Below are 19,978 nucleotides of genomic sequence, written 5' to 3'. Positions count from 1 at the left end.
CTTCACGGGCGTGCCGGCTGATACCCGGCACGCCTGCGCCTCGCTGTGGCGATAGATCCACGCCATGCGTGGATACGGGACGCAGCGCCCGGGAGATCCACGCCAGGCGTGGATACGGGACGCATGAAGCATCCACGCATGGCGTGGATCTACGCGGCGACGAAGGGTTCAATGGGCTTCAAGACCCCGAAGTGCTCCTTGTGCAGCTTGCCCTTCAGCGGCGGCAGCGCCAGCACGGGTTCGTCCACGCGGGTATCGGGCAGGCGGTCGAGCAGGTTGCGGATCAGGCCCAGGCGCCCGCGTTTCTGGTCATTGAAGTCGACCAGGGTCCACGGCGCCGCGTCGTTGTGGGTCGCGCGCAGCATCGCTTCGCGGCTCTCGGTATAGGCGCTGTACTTGCTGCGTGACTTGAGATCCACCGGCGACAGCTTCCAGCCCTTGAGCGGATCGAGGTGACGCTCGGCGAAGCGCTTTTCCTGCTGCGCCTGGTCCACGCTCAGCCAGTACTTGAACAGCACGATGCCATCGTCGATCAGCAGCTTCTCGAACACCGGCGCCTGTGCCAGGAAGCTGCGGTACTGGGCTTCGGTGCAATAGCCCATGACATGCTCGACGCCGGCACGGTTGTACCAGCTGCGGTCCATCAGCACGATCTCGCCGGCCGCAGGCAGGTGGGAGACATAGCGCTGGAAATACCACTGCGTGCTTTCGCGGTCGGTCGGCTTGGGCAGCGCGACCACCTTGCACTGGCGCGGATTGAGATGCTCGGCGATCGCCTGGATCGCGCCTCCTTTGCCGGCCGTGTCGCGGCCTTCGAACAGCACCAGCACGCGCTGCCCGGTGTGCTGCACCCAGCGCGCCATCGCCGCCAGTTCCAGTTGCATCGGTTCCAGCAGGGCCTGGTAGTCCTTGCGCTTGAGCTTGCCCATCGGCGTGCCTCGGTGATCCACGGAGAGCCCGAGCCTAGCGCAGCCGATGCTCAGGCGATGTGTGGGCCCTGCCAGCCACGCTCACGGGCAAGCGTTTCGATCACCTCGGTGAGGTCGTGCGCGAAGCCGGCCATGTCGAACAGACCGCTGTCCTCGCGCCGGCGTGCCAGCGTGGCGCGCGCCGCCTCCAGTGCAGCCGGGTCGTTGCCGAGCCGGAGGGCGGTGGCCACGAACGCCGCGTCGTCGGCCACGTTGAAATCGTGCATGCCCAGATGATGATTCAGGCTGCCAGCCACGCGCGAGGCGAACGTCGCGCCGGGACAGGTCAGCACCGGGCAGCCGGCCCACAGCGCATCGGAGGCGGTGGTGTGGGCGTTGTAAGGGTGCGTGTCCAGGAACAGGTCGGCGTGCTGGTAACGCGCCAGATACTGCGGGTGGGGCAGGCGTGGCATGAACACCAGCCGCGCCGGGTCCAGCTGTGCCTGGCGGGCCGCGCTGCGCAGCCGCGCATCGGCATTGCCCGGGCCGGACAGCAGCCACAACACGCTGCCGGGCACGCCCTGCAGCACCGCGAACAGCCGCTGCATGCTGCGCGGGTTGAGCTTGTAGCTGTTGTTGAAACAGCACAGCACCACGCCCTGCGCGGGCAGACCGCAGTCCTCGCGCGAGGGCACCGGCTGCAGCACCCGGGTGTTGTCCGACGGCTGGAACGCGCGCGGCAGCCGCAGCACGTTCTCACTGAAGGCCGGCGCCATCGCCTCGGGGAGCACGAAGGCATCGGCCAGCACGTGATCGATCCACGGCGCGCCAGAAGTACCCGGGTAAGCCAGCCAGTTGATCTGCACCGGGGCCGGGCGCATCGCCAGCACCTGCGGGGTGCCGCCGCCGCCCCAGCCACGCAGATCGAACAGCACATCGATGCCGGCCTCGCGGATGCGCCGGGCGATGATCTGGTGCGGCTGCGTGCTGACATCGTGCAGCGTGTCGGCCGCCTGCTGCAGGCGCTGTCGGATGGGGCTGCCGTCGTCCCCGGTGAGCGCGAACAGATGCAGCTCCAGCGTGCCGAGCGCACGCAGCTGCTCGAACAACGCGACGGTAAGCAGGCCGGTCGGATGTGCGCCGAAGCCGTTGGAGAGAAAGCCGACCCGCAGCGTGCCCTGCGGGCGCACCGTGGTCGGGGGCAGGCGGGCAATGCCCTCGGCCAGGGCGGCGGCGCGCTGGCGGGCGCAGGCGAGCTGCTCGGCGGCGCTGCTGTCTTCGCTGAGGAAGGCGAACGGTTCGACCACCGCCTGGCCCTGCGCGACGGCCTGGCGGACCTGCGCCGACAGCCGCTCCAGATCGCGCCAGTCGCACAGGCGGCGCTGCCAGTTGAGCAGCTGCGCGGTGATGTAGGGCTCGCCCGGCAGCAGGCGATGCGCGTGGCGATAGGCATCGGCGGCCGCTTCGGGCTGGCCGGCATCTTCCAGTGCGTGGCCGAGCCACAGGGTGATGCCGGGGTGTTGTGGGGCGCGATCCGCCGCCTGGCGCAGCAGCGTGGCCGCCTCGCCGTGGCGACCCTGCATCCAGCGTGCGCGACCCAGCCGGGCCAGCGCTTCGGGATGGTCGCCGCGCAGCTGCAGGGCGCGCGTGGCGGCCTGTTCGCCCGCCCGCACATCGCCGGCCTCCAGCTCCGCGTCGGCCAGCATCACCCAGGCGATGAAGTCCGCCGGTTGCCGCTGCACGGCCTGGCGCAGCTGCAGGCGCTGCGGATCGGCACTCATCGCTGCCGCTCGGCGGCCGCCATGCTCAGTTGCCTTCCGCGAGCCGGGCCAGCTCGTCGGCCTGGTGTTCGTGGGTCAGGCGGCTGACCAGCGCATCCAGATCGCCGGTCAGGATGTTGGGCAGGTCGTACAGGGTCAGGCCTTCCACGCGGTGGTCGGTGATCCGACCCTGCGGAAAGCTGTAGGTGCGGATGCGCTGGCTGCGGTCGCCACTGCCGACCTGCAACCGGCGGCTTTCGGCCTGGGCCGCGGCCTGCTTGCTGCGTTCGGTATCCAACAGCTGCGCCTTGAGGCGCTTCATCGCCTTGTCGCGGTTGGCGTGCTGGCTGCGCTCGGTCTGGCACTCCACCACCACGCCGCTGGGCAGGTGGGTGATGCGGATCGCCGATTCGGTCTTGTTGACGTGCTGGCCACCGGCGCCGGAGGAGCGGTAGGTGTCCACACGCAGGTCGGCCGGGTTGATCACCACGTCCTCGACATCGTCTGCCTCGGGGATGATCGCAACGGTCGCGGCCGAGGTATGGATGCGCCCCTGCGACTCGGTCGCCGGCACGCGCTGCACGCGGTGCGTGCCCGATTCGAACTTCAGCCGCGAGAACGCGCCACGGCCCACCACGCGCGCCACGACTTCCTTGTAGCCGCCGTGTTCGCCCGGGTTGTCCGATTCGATTTCGACCTTCCAGCCCTGGCGCTCGGCATAGCGGGCGTACATGCGGAACAGGTCGCCGGCGAAGATCGCCGCCTCGTCGCCGCCCGTGCCGGCGCGCACTTCCAGGAACAGGTTGCCGTCATCGCGCGGATCGCGCGGCACCAGCAGCAGGGCCAGTTCTTCGTCCAGCTGCTGCAGGCGCTGCTGCGCGGCGGTGATTTCCTCGTCGGCCAGCTCGCGCAGGTCCGGATCGTCGCGCATCGCTTCGGCGGCGGCGAGATCGGCCTTGGCCCGGCCTTCGTCGGCCAGCGCGGTGGCGACCGGCTCCAGCTGCGAGAACTCGCGCGAGAGCGCGCGGAAACGGTCGTTGTCGCCGACCACGGCGGGGTCGGACAACAGGCGTTCGAGTTCTTCGCGGCGCTCGGCCAGCGCTTCGAGCTTACGGCGCAGGGTCGGCGTCATCTTTCCTCGCTACATCGTTACGCACGGCAGGGTGCTGGTAACCCGGCTTGGCCGGGAACAGGCGCTCGGCGGCGCGGGTGAGTTCAGTATCGCCGCTGAGCGCGGCCGCGCGCAGGGCGGCGGTCGGCGGGTGCAGCAGGCGGTTGGTCAGGCCGTGCGCGAGCAGCTCGAGCACTTCCTCCGGCGATTTGCCGTGGGCCAACTGCTGGCGGGCTTTCTCCAGCATCTCCACGCGGGTCGCTTCGCCATAGGCGCGCAGCTGCCGCAGTGGGGCCTGGTGTGCGCTGGCCTGCAGGGTTTCAACGAAGCGCGCGACCTGCAGCTCGATGATCGCTTCGGCCTCGGCCGCGGCTTCCCGACGGCTGCGGCGGTTGTCTTCGACCGCGCGCTCCAGGTCGTCGACGGTGTACAGGAAGGCGTCGGCCAGTTCGCCCACGCCCGCCTCGATGTCACGCGGCACGGCCAGATCGAACAGCAGCATGGGCTTGTGCTTGCGGGTCTTCAGCGCGGCGGCCACCTGCGCCCGGGTGATCACCGGCTCACGCGCGGCCGTAGCCGAAAACACCACGTCGGCCTCGCCCAGATGACGGTCCAGCTCGCTCAGTGGCAGGGCGACCCCGCCGTGGCGGCTGGCCAGCTCCTGCGCATGCGCGAGGGTGCGGTTGGCGATCAGCAGCCGGCGCACGCGCCCTTCGCTGAGGTGGCGCGCGGCCAGCTCGATGGTCTCGCCGGCGCCGACCAGCAGCACGGTGGAATCCTCCAGCCGCGCGAACGAGTTCTGCGCCAGGCGCACCGCGGTGGAAGCCACCGACACCGGGTTGGCGCCCACGCGGGTATCGGTGCGGGCGCGCTTGGCCACCGAGAAGGTCTGCTGGAACAACCGGTCCAGGCGCTGGCCGAGCAGGCCGTGATCGCGCGCCAGGGCCCAGGCATCCTTCACCTGCCCCAGGATCTGCGGCTCGCCCAGGACCATCGAGTCCAGCCCGGTAGCGACGCGGAACAGGTGGCGTACCGCATCGGCGTCGGCGTGCTGGTAGAGGTAGCCGTGCAGCGTGCCGGCATGCGACTCCAGCCACTGCGCCAGCGCGTCACCGGATTCGGCCACCGCGTACAGCTCGGTGCGGTTGCAGGTGGAGAGCAGGACTGCCTCGGCCACCTGCGGGGTATCGCGCAGCGACGCCAATGCCTGGGGCAGGGCGTCGCCGCCAAAGGAGGCGCGTTCGCGCAGTTCCACTGGCGCGGTCTGGTGATTCAGTCCGAGCACCCACAGGGTCATTGTTCAGTTGCTTGCGATAAGCTGCTGGCCATTCAAGTCGTCATTTTAAGGCTCAGATGCCCCCGATGCCCGCATTGATTCGCATCTCCAGCGTTCTGCTGCTGTCTTTGTTCACCGCCAACGCCCTGGCCGCCCCTCCGGCAGCCCCGGCCAAGGCCAAGGACAGCGCGGTCGAGGCGGTCCCCCTGGCCCCGGTCATGGCGGGCGAATTCGCCCTGCAGGCCGGCAAACTGGGCGATGCCGCACGCTGGTACCTGGAGGCGGCCGAGGCCAGCGACGGCGATGCCGGGCTGGCCGAGCGCGCCGCCCGGATCGCCATGCTGGCCAACGATGACAAGCGTGCCGCCCGCGCGCTGGCCCTGTGGGAGCAGCGCGCACCGCGCTCGCTGGCCATGCGCAGCAGCACGGCCGCGCTGGACATGCGCCAGAACAAGGTGAAAGCCGCCCGCACCGAGCTGCAGGCCCTGCTCAAGGATCCCGACCCGACCGCGTGGAAGTTCGCGATCGGTGCCCTGGTCAGTGGCGGCAGCGATCCGAAGGTGCCGGCCCAGGTGCTCGGCGAGCTGGTCGATGCCAATGCGATCCCCGACCGTCTGGAGGTCTGGCAGGAGTTCGGCCGCCTGGCGATGCGCATGGAGCAGCCCGAGCTGGCCCGGCGCATGGTCGATGAGGTGGTCAGACGTTTCCCCGATGAACCGCGCGTGGCCCTGCTGCATGCCAGCCAGCTCAACCAGGCCGGCAAGACCGATGAGGCCCTGGCCCTGTTGAAGGACGTGGAGCCCAAGACCACCCGGGATCCCGAGCTGCGCAACGCGGTGGCGATCTCCTACGACCTGATGGGGCAGCCTGCGGCGGCCGAGCGCGTGCTGGCGGTCGGTCCGCAGGATGTGCAGACCTACGGCATGCGCGCCTCGCTGCTGGCGAAGCAGAAGGACGATCCGGGCCTGCTGGCGCTGTACACCGATATCTCGAAGCAGGCGACCAAGCCGGATCCGGCCCAACGCCTGCTGCTGGGCAAGATCGCCGAGTACCTCAAGCGCTACGAGGAGGCGGTCAACTGGTACCACAGCGTGCCCGGTGGCCCGGAACGCGATGAGTCGCGCCTGCGCGCGGCCAATGCGCAGAACGAACTGGGCCGCACCGACAAGGCGCTGGCCGAGGTGCACGCGATCCAGTCCGATGCGACCGTCGATGACGATGCCCGCCGCGATGCCTATCTGTTGGAAGCCGAGCTGCGCCAGCGCGGCAACGACGATGCCGGCGAGCTGGATGCGCTGGCCCGTGGCCTGGCCGCGTATCCGGATGAGAACGCGCTGCTGTATGCCCGCGCGCTGGCCTGGGAGCGCCGCGATGACATCCCGCGCGCCGAGGCCGACCTGCGCAAGGTGCTGGTCACCGACCCGGAGAACATCGCCGCGCTCAACGCGCTCGGCTACACCCTGGCCGACCGCACACAGCGTTATCAGGAGGCACTGGAGCTGATCGACCGCGCGCGCGTGGCCGAGCCGGACAACGCCGCCATCGTCGACAGCTACGGCTGGGTGCTGTATCGCCTGGGCCGCAATGAAGAAGCGCTGGTGCAGCTGCGCCGCGCCTGGACCCTGTCCAAGGACCCGGAGATCGCCGCGCACGTGGGCGAGGTGCTGTGGGTATTGAACAAGAAGGACGAGGCGCGCCACTTCTTTGAAGAGGCCCGCAAGCTCGACCCGGACAACCGCGCCCTGCAGCGCGTGATCGAGAAATACGGCGTATGAATCTGGTGTCCCTGAAGGCCGCGTTCGCCGCGGCCGTGGCGTTGTCGCTCTCCGCCTGCGTGTCGCTGGATGAGCGCAAGGCCCCCTCCGCTCCGACCGTGGTCAACACCGTCTCGGCCGCTGCACAGCAGGCCGAGACCGAACGCGTCGCCGCCGTGCGCACGCAGCCGGCCTGGTCATTCCAGGGCCGGGTGGCGATCAGCAAAGGTCGCAACGGCGGCAGTGGCCGCATCGACTGGCAGCAGCAGGCGGCCGGGTATGTGGTCGAGCTCAGCGCGCCGGTCACAAGGCAGAGCTGGAAGCTGACCGGCGACAGCCATCACGAGGGCGGCCGCCTGGAAGGTCTGGAGGGCGGCACGCGCGAGGGCGAGGATGCCCAGCAGGTGCTGCTGGAGGCCACCGGCTGGGATATCCCGGTCAACCAGCTGCCCGATTGGGTGCGCGGCCTGGTCGCCGACGCGGCCCCGGCCGAGCGCATCGAACGCGATGGCGACGGGCGCCCGCGTCGCGTGCAGCAGATGGGCTGGGAGATCCAGTACCTCGACTGGTACCCGGCCGAAGCCGGTCGCCCGGTGCTGCCGCGCCGGATCGAAGCGGTCAATGGCGACGCGAAGGTGCGCCTGGTGGTCGACAGCTGGGTGCTGGCCGGCCCATGAGCATGCTGGATGCGGCCGATGGCGGGTCGACCTGGCCGGCCCCGGCCAAGCTGAACCTGTTCCTGCACATCACCGGGCGGCGCCCGGACGGGTATCACCAGCTGCAGACCGTGTTCCGGCTGCTCGACTGGGGGGATCGCATCCACCTGCGGGTGCGGGACGATGGCCGGATCCGGCGTGAAGGCGTCTCCGTCGCCGGGGTGGCCGAGGCCGATGATCTGGCGGTGCGTGCCGCCCATCTTCTGAAGAATGCGGCGAATGTCGCCCAAGGCGCCGACATCGGCGTCGAAAAGGTGGTGCCGGCGGGCGGCGGCTTCGGCGGCGGTTCGTCAGACGCCGCTACCGTCCTGGTCGCCTTGAACCGTCTCTGGAACACCGGCCTGGACGTGGATGCGCTCGCCGCGCTGGGTCTGCAGCTGGGCGCGGACGTGCCGGTCTTCGTGCGCGGGCACAACGCCTGGGCCGAAGGCGTGGGCGAACTGCTCACCCCGATGGCGTTGCCGCCGGCCTGGTTCGTGCTGGTCCATCCGGGCGTTCACGTGCCGACACCGGCACTTTTCGCATCACCGGATTTGACGCGGGATGCCCCAGTGGCGAAAATAGCGGACTTCGCTTCCGGGTCTTTGCTCGGGAATGCGTTCGAGCCGGTCCTGCGCCGCCGCGAACCTGCCGTAGAGGCAGCGCTCGCAGCGTTGAGCAGTATCGGCCGGGCACGACTCACCGGGTCGGGAAGCGGTTGCTTCGTCGAGTTCGCCACGCGCGCTGCTGCAGAGCAGGGCCTGGCGCGATTGCCGAAGGAACTGCGGGCATGGGTGGCTGCGGGCGTGGAGCGCTCGCCACTGCTTGATGTACTCGAGCGTTACTGATTTTGATGCAGGGGCGTCGCCAAGAGGCCCAAGGCACCAGGTTTTGATCCTGGCATTCGGAGGTTCGAATCCTCCCGCCCCTGCCACTAGCGGATATCTGCCGCGACTCCATGCGCATGTCTGCGCGGGCGCGGTGCATACGCCGCGGTGTTGTCACCGCAGACACCTCCGGGTGCCGGCGGCCCAGTTCTCCGCCAATCGCTCCCGCCCGAGACCGTCATGATGCAAGAACACCCCAACCTGCTGGTATTTTCCGGCAACGCCAACAAGCGCCTTGCGCAGAGCATCTGCAAGGAACTGGGGGTGCGGCCCGGCAAGGCATTGGTGTCGCGCTTCTCCGATGGTGAGGTGCAGGTCGAGATCGAGGAAAACGTCCGCAAGCAGGACGTCTTCGTCATCCAGCCGACCTGTGCGCCCAGCGCCGAGAACCTGATGGAACTGCTGGTCCTGATCGATGCGCTCAAGCGCGCCTCGGTCAACAGTGTCACCGCCGTGGTGCCGTATTTCGGCTACTCGCGCCAGGATCGCCGCATGCGCTCCTCGCGCGTGCCGATCACCGCCAAGGTGGCTGCAAAGATGTTCAGCGCTGTCGGGGCTGACCGGGTACTGACGGTGGATCTGCACGCCGACCAGATCCAGGGCTTCTTCGACATGCCGGTGGACAATGTGTACGCCTCGCCGCTGCTGCTCGCCGATATCTGGCGCGCCTACGGCACGGAGAACTTGATCGTGGTGTCCCCGGACGTGGGTGGTGTGGTGCGTGCGCGCGCCGTCGCCAAGCGCCTGGACGATGCCGATCTGGCGATCATCGACAAGCGCCGCCCGCGCGCCAACGTCTCCACCGTGATGAACATCATCGGTGACGTCGAAGGCAAGACCTGCGTGATGGTCGATGACATCGTCGATACCGCCGGCACCCTGTGTGCGGCCGCTGCAGCCCTGAAGGCGCGTGGCGCCCTCAAGGTCGCCGCGTACTGCACCCACGCCGTGCTCTCGGGCCCGGCGGTGGACAACATCAACAACTCCCAGCTCGATGAGCTGGTGGTGACCGACACCATCCCGCTGCGTGAAGAGGCGCGGGTGTGCAGCAAGATCCGCCAGCTCAGCGTGGCGGAAATGCTGGCCGAGACGATGCGCCGCATCGCCTTCGGTGAGTCGGTCAGCTCGCTGTACGTGGATTGATTTTTCCGCCCGCCGGCAACGGCGGGTGGTTTCCCGGGGACATCTGGTCGCGGATGTTCCCTCATCGCTTCGCCATCACGGCGGGGCAAACAACGAAGGTAGTAAACCAGCATGGCCAAGAATCATGAAATCAAGGTCGTCCAGCGCGAACTGCAAGGCAAGGGTGCGAGCCGCCGCCTGCGTGGCGCTGGCCAGATCCCGGCGATCATCTACGGCGGCGACGTCGAGCCGAGCGTCATCCAGCTCAACCACAACGAAATCTGGCTGGCCCAGCAGAACGAGTGGTTCTACTCGTCCATCCTGGACCTGAACCTGGACGGCAAGGTCACCAAGGTGCTGCTGCGTGACATGCAGCGCCACCCGTTCAAGCAGCTGATCCTGCATCTGGATTTCCTGCGCGTGAACGAGAACGAAGCGCTGACCGCCAACGTCCCGCTGCACTTCATCAACGAAGACACCTCGCCGGCCGGCAAGGCTGCCGACGTCGTGGTCACCCACGAACTGAAGGAAGTGAGCATCACCTGCCTGCCGAAGGACCTGCCGGAATCGATCGACGTCGACCTGGCCGACCTGAAGGCTGGTGACGTGATCTACCTGTCGGATATCAAGCTGCCGAAGGGCGTCGAGATCCCGGCCCTGGCCCAGGGCAAGGACCATGACGACGCGATCGTCACCGCCAAGCTCGGCAAGGAAGAAGCTGCCGACGAAGCGCCGGCTGCAGAGTAAGTGATTGCGGCGCCTGTCCTTCGGGGCAGGCGCCGTTTCTGTATGTACCGGCACAGGGCTGGTACCGACGAAAGAAGAGTAATGACAGGATTGCGATTGATCGTTGGTCTGGGCAACCCCGGACCCGAGCACGCCCAGACCCGGCACAATGCCGGGTTTCGTTTCATTGACGCCCTGGTCGAACAGGCCGGCGCGCGCTGGAGCGTGGACAGCAAGTTGTTCGGCGAGACCGCCAAGGTCGAGATCGCCGGCCAGCCGGTATGGCTGCTCAAGCCCGCCACCTTCATGAACCTCAGTGGCAAATCGGTCACCGCGGCGCAGCGCTTCTGGAAGATCGAACCGGAAGAGACGCTGCTGGCGCACGACGAGCTGGACCTGCCGCCCGGCGTGGCACGGCTCAAGTTCGACGGTGGCCACGGCGGCCAGAATGGCCTGCGCGACACCATCCGCTTGCTTGGCCATGGCCGGTTCCACCGCCTGCGCATCGGCATCGGCCATCCCGGCCACAAGGACCGCGTGGTCCCGTGGGTGCTGGGGCGTGCCAGCAAGGATGATGATGTGCTTATCGGCCATGCGGTCAACGATGCCATCGACGTCCTGCCGCTGGCAGTACGCGGCGATTTCAGTGAAGCGATGAAGCGGCTGCACACCCCGAAGTAGCGTGGCCGGTAGCTGACGTGACCGGTAGGTACCGACCGTTGGTCGGTACGGAGAATGATTGGAAAAGCAGCGCCGAACGTCGCTGCTTCCCCAATCACTTTCACCCCAGAGGTTGTCAAAGATGGGTATCAAATGCGGCATCGTCGGTCTGCCCAACGTCGGCAAATCGACCCTGTTCAATGCGCTGACCAAGGCGGGCATCGCGGCGGCCAACTTCCCGTTCTGCACGATCGAACCGAACGTCGGCATCGTGCCGGTGCCGGATCCGCGCCTGAACGAGCTGGCCGCGATCATCAACCCGCAGAAGGTCATCCCGACCGCGGTGGAGTTCGTCGACATCGCCGGCCTCGTCGCCGGCGCTGCCAGTGGTGAAGGCCTGGGCAACAAGTTCCTGGCCCACATCCGCGAAGTGGATGCGATCACCCACGTGGTGCGCTGCTTCGAGAACGCCGACGTCATCCACGTCAACAACAAGGTCGACCCGCTCTCGGACATCGACACCATCGATACCGAACTGGCCCTGGCCGATCTGGACAGCGTCGAGAAGGCCCTGAACCGCGCCGAGCGCGCTGCCAAGGGTGGCGACAAGGAAGCGGCCGCCCGCAAGCCGGTGCTGGCCAAGCTGCAGGCCGCGCTGGCCGACGGCAAGGCCGGTCGTACCGCCGGCCTGGATGAGGAAGAGAAGGCGCTGGTCCGTGACCTGTTCCTGCTGACGCTCAAGCCGGTGATGTACATCGCCAACGTGCTGGAAGACGGCTTCGAGAACAACCCGCACCTGGATGCCGTGCGTGCCCGTGCCGCCGAAGAGGGCGCGCAGGTCGTGCCGGTCTCGGCTGCGATCGAAGAAGAGCTGTCCCAGCTCGACGACGAAGACCGCGATACGTTCCTGGCCGACCTGGGCCTGTCCGAGCCGGGCTTGAACCGCGTGATCTACGCGGCCTACCAGCTGCTGGGCCTGCAGACCTACTTCACCGCGGGCGTGAAGGAAGTCCGCGCGTGGACCGTACGCAAGGGCGCCACCGCCCCGCAGGCCGCCGCCGTCATCCACACCGACTTCGAGAAGGGCTTCATCCGCGCCGAAACCATCGCGTATGACGACTTCATCAAGTACAAGGGCGAAGCCGGTGCCAAGGAAGCGGGTCGTCTGCGTCTGGAAGGCAAGGAATACCGCGTCCAGGAAGGCGACATCCTGCACTTCCGCTTCAACGTCTGAGTTCCTCGCCCGTTGATGCCCGAACGCCCCGCCTCGCGCGGGGCGTTTGCGTTTGTGCCGAGCACATTCCGCACCAGAGTGGGCTGGATAAAAAATGACCAGGCATCGAAACCCTTGCCTGGTATGTCTCCGCCTCACTTGTCCACAGCAAACCCCCACGCCTCTCCACGCACCGTGTGGAAAACCCCTGCGCGGTAGTGTCGGCCGCTGGCCGGCACCCCGGCGCACCCGCCCGCACGCGACGTGGTCAATTTATGACCACCACTGAAAACCGTTGCAGTGCATCGCTCACCCGGGGTTGTCCACAGCAAACCCCCATCGCTTTCCACGGTGTGTGTGGAAAACCGCGATCTGCGGCTGGACAAAATATCGCCACGCCCTGAAAGCGTTGCGCTGCATGGCTTGCATGCACTTGTCCACATCAAACCCCCATGGGTTTCCACGGGGGGTGTGGAAAAGACGCCGGTGCATGCAGTGTTTCCCGCGGCATGCATCGTCAAGGGCAGAAGCGCCGCACGGTCTCGGGTGCTAGGCCGACTCGTCCACGTCGCGCACCTGCTTCAGGATACCGACAAGGCTGATTGCTCTTTATCAAGTAGTTGTATGGCCGCGTGGCCGGCCCGGCTGGATAATTCCGCGGCGCCAGCCCACACGATGGATTCATTCGCTGGCAGCCACCTTCATCCGGAGCACCCGTGAGCGAGCCTCTCTCAATTGCCGCGCAGATCCATGTCCCCGCCGCGCTGTTCGAGCAGTGGCTCAAACAGCCGTTGCCGGACGAGCGGCAGGTGCTCGATGCCCTTGCAGACCTGCTCGACACTGCGGACTGCAACCCGGAAGAGCTGTTCCTTTGCCAGTACCTGCCCGAACAGCAGGTGCTGCTGTTCTTTCTGAGCGATGGCAGAAATCTGCAGGACGCGGCTCCCCGACTGGATCTGTTCCGGTGTCTGGCTTCACTGGCAGGGGAGGAGGCCAAAGGCTACGTGGCTGTGGGTCGGTATCCCTATGGTGGGATGGGCGAGGAGGGCGTGTGGCGCGTCGGCAAGGGCAGGCTGCACAAGGTACGGGGCCTGTCATCAGATGCGATGGCGGAGTTGGATCCTCTGCTTGCCAAGCTGATTGCGTGGATGCCCGAGCAGCAGCGCCATCAGAAGGCGCTCTACTTCCGAAAGCTGATGCTGCGCTTCAACAAGCGTGGCAACGCCTTCGTGCGCAGGGCCACGCCAGGCCGCCCCCTGTGGTTTGGCGACGAGTACATCACCGACGGGAAGCACGTGTACTACGGGTCCTCCCGCCTCGCATCCGCTCGGCGAGTCGAAGAAGCGGATCCTTTTCACTTCCGTCGGGTGGCTGGCCTGATCTGGCGGGACGGCAACTACCTGTATTTCAAGGATCGACCCATCGCCGGATTGCAGGAGCGTTTCCGCGTGGTTGGAAACGCGGTAGTGGTGGGCAATCACGCATACCTTGCGGACCGCGATGGCCGTGACTTCGCCTGCGATGAGGTTGACCCGGCGCGCTTCAAACGCTTGTGCAGGGACAGCGACTACTACGGCGACGGCGCCAGGATCTGGTACGGCATGGAACGTCTTCCCGAATCCCCGGATACGTTCGAGATTCTGGAGGCAGGTATCGCGCGTGGGCGTAACGCTGTGTATCGACATGGGGTGGTCTGCGCGGGCATTGATGCTGCATCGCTGGTGCGCCTGGGGAATGGTTTCTTCCAGGACCGTGAGCAGCTGTGGTTCCACGACTCGACCGGATCCATGTTCATTGCACTGGGACGCTGCGCGCCAGGGGCGCCCAAGGTGCAGGGTCCCTGGTGCAGGGACGACACCCGCGTCTGGTTCCATGAGCATCAGCTTGCTGACGCGGATCCCTGCTCCTTTCAACCCGTGAGCTACCCCTACGCAGCTGATGCCCGCCATGTGTGGTGCCAACAACGCCGTGAGGTTGACCCCGAGGTGATTGCTGCGGTACGCGCCGCGTGGACCAGGTTGGCATCCGCAGGGGACTGACGCTGGCCACAGCAGCCCTGTCCGGGTCGTGGCCAAGCGCAGGCCACGAAAAGCACAAAGCCCGCCATGCGGCGGGCCCTGTGCAGGTCCAGAAACCGCGCTTACAGCGCCGAACCGCCAAACTTGTGCGTGTACTGCAGGTTGATCGTGCGTCCCACCGTATCGAACCAGGACACGTCGTAGTACGGATACGGCGTATACGTCGCATCCTTCGGCGGCAGCTTGTTGGCGATGTTGACCACCGACAGCGACAGGCGCGAATGATCGTCGAAGCGGTACTGCAGCGACACGTTGTAACGGTACGTCGCGCCGATCCACGGGCTGTCGCCGCTGTCCGGATCGAAGCTCTGGTCGTAGCTGTCGTAGGTCGGCAGCCTGCCCAGGCGCGAGCCGTACAGCGTGGCCGACCACGCCGCGTTCTCCCAGGTCACGCTCGCACTGGTTTTGGTGCGCGGGATATCGAAACCGCTGTTGACCGCGAACTGGTCCTCGACCACATCGCCCTCGAACTGCTGGAAATCGTGCGTCTTCACCCAGGTGTGGTTGCCACTGAAGATGAAGTCGCCGATCCCGGTGCCCAGGCGGTAGCGCAGGCCCACGTCGATGCCGCGCGTGGTCTCGCGCGCGATGTTGATCGGGCTCACATGCACGCCATAGAGGCGGCCATCGCTGGTGCGGGTGACCCGGCTGATCGCATCCACGCAGGTCGGCGAGGCCGCATCGGCGCCGCCCAGGCGGCAGGCCGCCTCATCGCGCAGGATCGTGCTCACGTCCATGTCCTGCACCTGGTCGCGCATGTCGATGTCGAACCAGTCCACCGACAGGTCCAGCCCCACCGCTGGCGACCACACGAAGCCGGCACTCCACGAGGTGCTCGTTTCCGGATCCAGCTTGCGATTGCCTTCGCGCGTGCGGATGAGGTTCTCTTCGTAATCCGAGCAGTCATCACCGCCGTCCACCGCACAGGCGTAATAGTCGTTGGCGCTGGTTTCGTCATTGCCCGGGCCGGCATACACGTAGTGCAGGTCCGGCGCGCGGAAGGCGGTGCCGTAGGAGCCGCGCACCAGCAGGGTCTCGATCGGGCGCCATTCCAGGCCGCCGCTCCAGGTCGCCTTGCCGATGGTGTTGCCCGAGTAGCGATACTGGTCGAAGCGGCCGGCCACGCTGAGGTTGAACGTGTCGTGCAGCGGCAGGCGCAGCTCGGCCGCGGTCGCCCAGCGATTGCGGCTGCCGTGGCCGTCCGAGTCCTTCCAGCTGTAGTAGTAGTACTGCGTCGCCAGCGGGTCCGGATTCAGTGCATAGGACTGGTTGCCGAACTCGGCTGTCGCCGCGAAACCGGCCTTGCCGCCCGGCAGCTCGAACAGCTCGCCGTTGGTCAGGGTCAGCGCGGCGGTATCGGTGCGCGACTTCGGCGTATAGGTGGTGCGTGCGGCGATCGAGTCGTACTCGCTGCGGCTCAGCGGCCGGTACAGGCGCGCCGGGTCGGCGTTGAAGACCGGGAACACGTTGTCGTCGTCATCGGTGTACTCGCCCAGCTGCTCGCCCAGGAACAGCGCATTGGCCTTGGCAGCGATGATCTGCGGCCAGCGGATGCGGGACTGGTACTGCGAGTGGCTCAACGACGCCTCGTACTCCCAGTCCGCACCGAGTGCGCCCTTGAAGCCGGTGGTCACGCTGAAGGTCTTCTGCGTGCTGCGCACCATGCCGTTGTTCAACCCGCCCATCTCTTCCGGAGAGAACTGGCGCTGCCAGAACTCCACCTGGTCGGTGGCCTGGTTGTAGAAGTAGCCGTCTTCATTGCCGTCGGCGGCCATGCGGCCCCATTGGGTCACATCGCGCATCAGCGCCAGGTCGTGGTAACCCATCTGCACATCGGCGAACCATTCCGCGCCGTTGTCGAAGGCGTAGCGCAGCGCGGCATAGCCGTTGGCGCCGCGGCGCTTGCTCAGGATCGTGCCGTAGCCGATCGACCGGTCGCTGCCGCAGTAGAAGCCGTAGCGCGCACGCTCGGCGTACTGGGTGCTGCCGTTGTTCTGGCCGGCCAGCGCATCGCAGGTGGCCTGGCCCGGATCGAGGTAGTCATCGTTGTAGTCGGTGCGCAGGTAGGCGCGCCGCGCGGCACGCGCGCTCTCGGTCGGCGCGTCCAGCGTGGAATCCTGCTGGCCACGCTCATACGCCCACAGCGGCGTCTGCGACTGCAGTTCCAGGCTGTAGACCGCGCTGAAGCGGCCGGCGTCGAAGCCACTGGCGATGCTCATGTCGAAGGACTCACCGCCGCCTTCGCTGGTGGTGCCCATGCGCATGTCGACCGTGGTGCCATCCACCTGCTTCTTCAGGATGAAGTTCACCACGCCGGCGATGGCGTCCGAGCCGTAGATCGCCGAGGCACTGCCGGTCAGCACTTCGATGCGCTCGATCATCCCGATCGGGATGTTGGAGACGTCGGTGAAGTTGCTGCGGCCCTGGAAGGGCATCGGGAAATCGGCGATGCGGCGGCCGTTGACCAGCACCAGGGTGTGGTTGGGGCCGAGGCCGCGCAGGTCGACCTGCTGCGCACCGGGGGAGAAGTCCGCGCCGCTGGAGGACTGCTGGCTCTGGGTCTCACCCCCGTTCTGGGTCATCGAGCGCAGCACGTCCGGTACGCTGGTGAAGCCGCTGGCCTGGATCTGCTCGGCGGTGATGACGGTGACGGGGGCCGGCCCCTCCACCTGCGCGCGCGGGATGCGCGAGCCGGTGACCTGCACCGTATCCAGTTGTTGCACCCCGGGGGCGGACGTCTGGGCAGCCGCGGTTGCGGCCACACCCATCAACGCCAGCTGGATCGACCACGCCATCGCCTGTTTACGCATGAGAATTCTCGAGAAGAAAGTGTCGGCCTCGAGGGAGGCCTGTCCCCCATTCACATTTCGCGAATGGACGGCGCGCATTTAACGCCTTTTTTACGGGGTTGACCACTGCCAATTTCTCTGGCAAAGAGTGAAAGCGCTTTCAGGCCCGTTTTATTCAGGGAGGTCAACGTGCACAAGGGTTTCCGGCCGATCCATTCCCTCCTGTGGCTGTTGCTCGCCGCGCTCTCGCTCCCCCTCCACGCCCAGGATTCGCGCAGTCTGCAGGACCCGGGCTATCGCTATTACGAGGTGGGCGCCCTGGACGCCCCGCGCGCCACCCATACCGAGCCGGCGATGATGCTGATGGGCGGTGGCGAGTGGGTGCCGGCCGCGTTCCAGTGGTGGCTGGCGCGTGCCGGTCACGGCCGGGTGGTGATCCTGCGCGCCTCCGGCGCCGATGAGCTGCAGAGCCGGCTCTACCGGGAGATCGGCGGGGCGGCCTCGGTACAGACCCTGGTGTTCAACAGCCGGCGCGCGGCGGACGACCCGGCGGTGCTGGGGGTGATCGCCGCTGCCGATGCGATCTTCATCGCCGGTGGCGACCAGTCGCGCTATATCCGTTTCTGGAAGGGCACGCCGGTGAACGAGGCGCTCAATGCGCACGTCCGCGCCGGGCGGCCGATCGCCGGGACCAGTGCCGGGTTGGCCATCCTGGGGGGCTACAGCTACGGCGCCCTGGATGGCGGCAGCGTGACGTCGCGGCGCGCGCTGCGCGATCCGATGGGCCGGGCGGTGACGCTGGACAGCGATTTCCTGACCATGCCGTACCTGGCCAACGTGGTCACCGATACCCATTTCGGCAAGCGCGACCGGCTCGGCCGCCTGATCGTATTCGTGGCCCGTGCCGCCCAGCGCAGCGGGCAGCAGGCCATGGTCGGCCTCGGCGTGGATGAAGACACCGCGCTGTGCGTGGAAGCCGACGGCACCGGCCAGGTGTACAGCCGCGATGGCGGCTATGCGTGGCTGGTGATGCCGCAGCACACCGCCGATCGCCTGCGCGGCGGTAAACCGCTGGATTTTCTCGCCATCCCGGTGACCGGGGTAGGCGAGGGCAGTCGCCTGCACCTGGATGGCTTCCGGGTGGACGACGCGGCGTTCGAGATCACGGCTGACATCCGTGCAGGGCGCCTGCAGCTGCGCCGGTAGATCCACGCCATGCGTGACAAAACAGCCACGCGCGTGGGTGGCCCGCCGCGCGTGCCATGATGGGGCCTCGTCCCTTGAGAGTGCCTGCCCATGTCGCGTTCTGCTGTGGTGGTGTTGTCGCTGTGCCTGTCGCTCCCGCTGGCGGCCACCGCCGCCGAGCCGGTGCTGGTCATCCATGGCGGAGCGGGAGTGGAGCGCAAGGATCTCTCGCCCACCGAGGAAAAAGCCGCGCGCGCGGCCCTGCAGCAGGCGCTGTTGAAAGGCCATGCCGCGCTGGCGGCGGGCAAGCCGGCGCTGGAAGCCGTCACCGCGGCGATCACCGTGCTCGAGGACGATCCCACCTTCAATGCCGGCAAAGGGGCGGTATTCACCCACGACGGTCGCAATGAACTGGATGCCTCGCTGATGGACGGCGCCACGCTCAAGGCGGGCGCGGTGGCCGGCGTGCAGCGCGTGCGCAATCCGATCCTGCTCGCCGAAGCGGTGATGCAGCATTCTCCGCACGTGATGATGGTCGGGCAGGGCGCCGAGGCGTTCGCCAGCAGCCAGGGCATTGCCCTCGTGGATCCGTCCTACTTCCGCACCGACAAGCGCTGGCAGCAGCTGCAGAAGGCGCTGAAAGAAGAGGCCGGTGGCCAGGCCCATGCGGATCTGGAAACGGCGCGCCATTTCGGCACGGTTGGCGCGGTCGCACTGGACAAGGACGGCAAGCTCGCCGCGGGCACCTCCACCGGCGGCATGACCAACAAGCGCTATGGCCGTGTCGGCGACTCACCGATCATCGGCGCCGGCACCTATGCCGATGCAGGGTGTGCGGTGTCCGGCACGGGCTGGGGCGAGTACTACATCCGCACCGCGGCCGCGCACGATATCTGCGCGCGCATGCAGTACCTCAAGCAGGGGCCGGTGGAAGCCGGGCGTGCGGTGATCAACGAGCGCATTCCCGCCCTCGGTGGTGATGGTGGCGCGATCGTGCTCTCCGCCGATGGCCGCGCCGCGACGCCGTTCAACACCCAGGGCATGTATCGCGGCTGGATCGGTGCCGATGGCGTGCCGCATGTGGCCATCTTCGCCAGCGAAACCCTGGCCTTGCCGGGCCAATAGCCCGTCCCGGCAGGGCAATTCGAAATTCATGTGAAAAAATTCAAAAAGGTTGTTGACAGAACCCCCGTTTATCCCCAAAATTCACGGCTCTTCCACCCCACACCGAAAACGCTTCGGCGCCACGGGACAGGGTGGTAAGGAGGGATACCCAAGCGGCCAACGGGGGCAGACTGTAAATCTGCTGGCTTACGCCTTCGGTGGTTCGAATCCACCTCCCTCCACCAGTTTCATGTTGTGGCAAGAGCTTCCGATGCGGGAGTAGTTCAATGGTAGAACCTCAGCCTTCCAAGCTGATGGTGCGGGTTCGATCCCCGTCTCCCGCTCCATTGAATGAGTTTGAATATATTCAAATTCGTGCCATAATACAAAACTCGCTCACGTAGCTCAGTCGGTAGAGCACCTCCTTGGTAAGGAGGAGGTCGAAGGTTCGATTCCTTTCGTGAGCACCATCTAAGTGCCACCAATTCAGACGATTTCGAGATAAGCAGCCATGGCCAAGGGTAAGTTCGAGCGCACCAAGCCGCACGTCAATGTCGGCACCATCGGTCACGTTGACCACGGCAAGACCACGCTGACCGCCGCACTGACCAAGATCGGTGCCGAGCGCTTTGGCGGTGAGTTCAAGGACTACTCGTCGATCGACGCCGCGCCGGAAGAAAAGGCACGTGGCATCACGATCTCGACCGCAC

16 protein-coding genes and 4 tRNA genes are annotated in these 19,978 nt (G+C 66.8%); 15 read left to right on the top strand and 5 right to left on the bottom strand.

The genetic code is table 11. The annotated features are described in order from the left end of the window. Positions 1–149: 149 nt before the first annotated feature. Genes ppk2 through hemA form a run of 4 tightly spaced genes read right to left on the bottom strand, consistent with a single transcriptional unit; the run spans position 150 to position 5,076 of the window. Positions 150–929 (bottom strand): polyphosphate kinase 2, encoded by a 780-nt coding sequence (gene ppk2, locus AB9O74_RS09055; RefSeq protein ID WP_369349090.1) that lies wholly within the window; start codon positions 927–929, stop codon positions 150–152. Positions 930–979: 50 nt separating this feature from the next. Further along, complete coding sequence (locus tag AB9O74_RS09050; protein ID WP_369349089.1) at positions 980–2,689, bottom strand: tetratricopeptide repeat protein; 1,710 nt, start codon at positions 2,687–2,689, stop codon at positions 980–982. Positions 2,690–2,714: 25 nt separating this feature from the next. Continuing rightward, entirely contained in the window at positions 2,715–3,800 is a 1,086-nt protein-coding gene (gene prfA / locus AB9O74_RS09045) for a peptide chain release factor 1 (protein WP_176990860.1), read from the bottom strand. Further along, a complete protein-coding gene (hemA, locus tag AB9O74_RS09040; RefSeq protein ID WP_176990861.1) occupies positions 3,778–5,076 on the bottom strand; it encodes a glutamyl-tRNA reductase in 1,299 nt (432 codons plus the stop codon). The genes prfA and hemA overlap by 23 nt, the downstream gene beginning before the upstream one ends. 65 nt (positions 5,077–5,141) lie before the next feature. Here hemA and AB9O74_RS09035 point away from each other — a divergent pair, with 65 nt between their 5' ends. The 9 genes from AB9O74_RS09035 to AB9O74_RS08995 all read left to right on the top strand — a co-directional run bounded on the left by AB9O74_RS09035 (position 5,142) and on the right by AB9O74_RS08995 (position 14,151). Beyond that, positions 5,142–6,830 (top strand): tetratricopeptide repeat protein, encoded by a 1,689-nt coding sequence (locus tag AB9O74_RS09035; protein WP_369349088.1) that lies wholly within the window; start codon positions 5,142–5,144, stop codon positions 6,828–6,830. Then, positions 6,827–7,486, top strand: a complete 660-nt coding sequence (lolB, locus tag AB9O74_RS09030; protein WP_369349087.1) for a lipoprotein insertase outer membrane protein LolB — start codon at positions 6,827–6,829, stop codon at positions 7,484–7,486. The genes AB9O74_RS09035 and lolB overlap by 4 nt, the downstream gene beginning before the upstream one ends. Positions 7,487–7,488: 2 nt before the next feature. Continuing rightward, complete coding sequence (gene ispE, locus AB9O74_RS09025) at positions 7,489–8,352, top strand: 4-(cytidine 5'-diphospho)-2-C-methyl-D-erythritol kinase (protein ID WP_369349249.1); 864 nt, start codon at positions 7,489–7,491, stop codon at positions 8,350–8,352. A 9-nt stretch (positions 8,353–8,361) separates the two neighbouring features. Continuing rightward, a tRNA-Gln gene (locus AB9O74_RS09020) sits at positions 8,362–8,438 on the top strand. A gap of 136 nt (positions 8,439–8,574) precedes the next feature. After that, the gene (locus AB9O74_RS09015; protein WP_026070235.1) at positions 8,575–9,534 is read left to right on the top strand and encodes a ribose-phosphate diphosphokinase; all 960 of its coding nucleotides are present in this window, start codon (positions 8,575–8,577) and stop codon (positions 9,532–9,534) included. 111 nt (positions 9,535–9,645) lie between these two features. Next, on the top strand, positions 9,646–10,260 hold the full coding sequence (locus AB9O74_RS09010; protein WP_102789571.1) for a 50S ribosomal protein L25/general stress protein Ctc: 615 nt from the start codon (positions 9,646–9,648) through the stop codon (positions 10,258–10,260). An 81-nt stretch (positions 10,261–10,341) separates the two neighbouring features. Next, positions 10,342–10,920: an aminoacyl-tRNA hydrolase gene (gene pth / locus AB9O74_RS09005; protein WP_176990864.1), complete on the top strand. Its 579-nt coding sequence runs from the start codon at positions 10,342–10,344 to the stop codon at positions 10,918–10,920. Between the two features lie 121 nt (positions 10,921–11,041). After that, on the top strand, positions 11,042–12,133 hold the full coding sequence (ychF, locus tag AB9O74_RS09000; protein ID WP_088434937.1) for a redox-regulated ATPase YchF: 1,092 nt from the start codon (positions 11,042–11,044) through the stop codon (positions 12,131–12,133). Positions 12,134–12,828: 695 nt separating this feature from the next. Continuing rightward, positions 12,829–14,151 carry a DKNYY domain-containing protein gene (locus AB9O74_RS08995; RefSeq protein WP_369349086.1) on the top strand — a complete coding sequence of 441 codons (1,323 nt, stop codon included), beginning with the start codon at positions 12,829–12,831 and terminating at the stop codon, positions 14,149–14,151. A 101-nt stretch (positions 14,152–14,252) separates the two neighbouring features. Here the strand turns inward: AB9O74_RS08995 and AB9O74_RS08990 are convergent, their stop codons facing one another. Continuing rightward, positions 14,253–17,000 (bottom strand): TonB-dependent receptor plug domain-containing protein, encoded by a 2,748-nt coding sequence (locus tag AB9O74_RS08990; RefSeq protein WP_369349085.1) that lies wholly within the window; start codon positions 16,998–17,000, stop codon positions 14,253–14,255. 168 nt (positions 17,001–17,168) lie between these two features. Between AB9O74_RS08990 and AB9O74_RS08985 the strand changes: the two genes are divergently transcribed. The 6 genes from AB9O74_RS08985 to AB9O74_RS08960 form a co-directional block, all read left to right on the top strand. Then, on the top strand, positions 17,169–18,185 hold the full coding sequence (locus AB9O74_RS08985; RefSeq protein ID WP_369349084.1) for a cyanophycinase: 1,017 nt from the start codon (positions 17,169–17,171) through the stop codon (positions 18,183–18,185). 90 nt (positions 18,186–18,275) lie between these two features. Then, positions 18,276–19,289 (top strand): isoaspartyl peptidase/L-asparaginase family protein, encoded by a 1,014-nt coding sequence (locus tag AB9O74_RS08980; protein WP_369349083.1) that lies wholly within the window; start codon positions 18,276–18,278, stop codon positions 19,287–19,289. A gap of 138 nt (positions 19,290–19,427) precedes the next feature. Next, positions 19,428–19,513: transfer RNA gene (locus AB9O74_RS08975), tRNA-Tyr, on the top strand. A 28-nt stretch (positions 19,514–19,541) separates the two neighbouring features. Continuing rightward, positions 19,542–19,615, top strand: a tRNA-Gly gene (locus tag AB9O74_RS08970). 47 nt (positions 19,616–19,662) lie between these two features. Continuing rightward, positions 19,663–19,738, top strand: a tRNA-Thr gene (locus tag AB9O74_RS08965). A 41-nt stretch (positions 19,739–19,779) separates the two neighbouring features. Then, the coding region (locus AB9O74_RS08960; protein ID WP_229767397.1) for a GTP-binding protein at positions 19,780–19,978 on the top strand (199 nt) is incomplete at its 3' end.

Source organism: Stenotrophomonas sp. JAG2 (genome assembly GCF_041080745.1).
GTDB lineage: Bacteria > Pseudomonadota > Gammaproteobacteria > Xanthomonadales > Xanthomonadaceae > Stenotrophomonas > Stenotrophomonas maltophilia_AA.
Note: the sequence above shows the minus strand (reverse complement) of the source record. Positions and strands in the feature narration are given on the sequence as shown.

What these genes read in the sequence shown, in the direction of transcription:
- ppk2 (WP_369349090.1), bottom strand. Translation starts at nt 929, where the DNA reads ATGGGCAAGCTCAAGCGCAAGGACTACCAGGCCCTGCTGGAACCGATG.
- AB9O74_RS09050 (WP_369349089.1), bottom strand. Translation starts at nt 2,689, where the DNA reads ATGAGTGCCGATCCGCAGCGCCTGCAGCTGCGCCAGGCCGTGCAGCGG.
- prfA (WP_176990860.1), bottom strand. Translation starts at nt 3,800, where the DNA reads ATGACGCCGACCCTGCGCCGTAAGCTCGAAGCGCTGGCCGAGCGCCGC.
- hemA (WP_176990861.1), bottom strand. Translation starts at nt 5,076, where the DNA reads ATGACCCTGTGGGTGCTCGGACTGAATCACCAGACCGCGCCAGTGGAA.
- AB9O74_RS09035 (WP_369349088.1), top strand. Translation starts at nt 5,142, where the DNA reads ATGCCCGCATTGATTCGCATCTCCAGCGTTCTGCTGCTGTCTTTGTTC.
- lolB (WP_369349087.1), top strand. Translation starts at nt 6,827, where the DNA reads ATGAATCTGGTGTCCCTGAAGGCCGCGTTCGCCGCGGCCGTGGCGTTG.
- ispE (WP_369349249.1), top strand. Translation starts at nt 7,489, where the DNA reads ATGCTGGATGCGGCCGATGGCGGGTCGACCTGGCCGGCCCCGGCCAAG.
- AB9O74_RS09015 (WP_026070235.1), top strand. Translation starts at nt 8,575, where the DNA reads ATGCAAGAACACCCCAACCTGCTGGTATTTTCCGGCAACGCCAACAAG.
- AB9O74_RS09010 (WP_102789571.1), top strand. Translation starts at nt 9,646, where the DNA reads ATGGCCAAGAATCATGAAATCAAGGTCGTCCAGCGCGAACTGCAAGGC.
- pth (WP_176990864.1), top strand. Translation starts at nt 10,342, where the DNA reads ATGACAGGATTGCGATTGATCGTTGGTCTGGGCAACCCCGGACCCGAG.
- ychF (WP_088434937.1), top strand. Translation starts at nt 11,042, where the DNA reads ATGGGTATCAAATGCGGCATCGTCGGTCTGCCCAACGTCGGCAAATCG.
- AB9O74_RS08990 (WP_369349085.1), bottom strand. Translation starts at nt 17,000, where the DNA reads ATGCGTAAACAGGCGATGGCGTGGTCGATCCAGCTGGCGTTGATGGGT.
- AB9O74_RS08980 (WP_369349083.1), top strand. Translation starts at nt 18,276, where the DNA reads ATGTCGCGTTCTGCTGTGGTGGTGTTGTCGCTGTGCCTGTCGCTCCCG.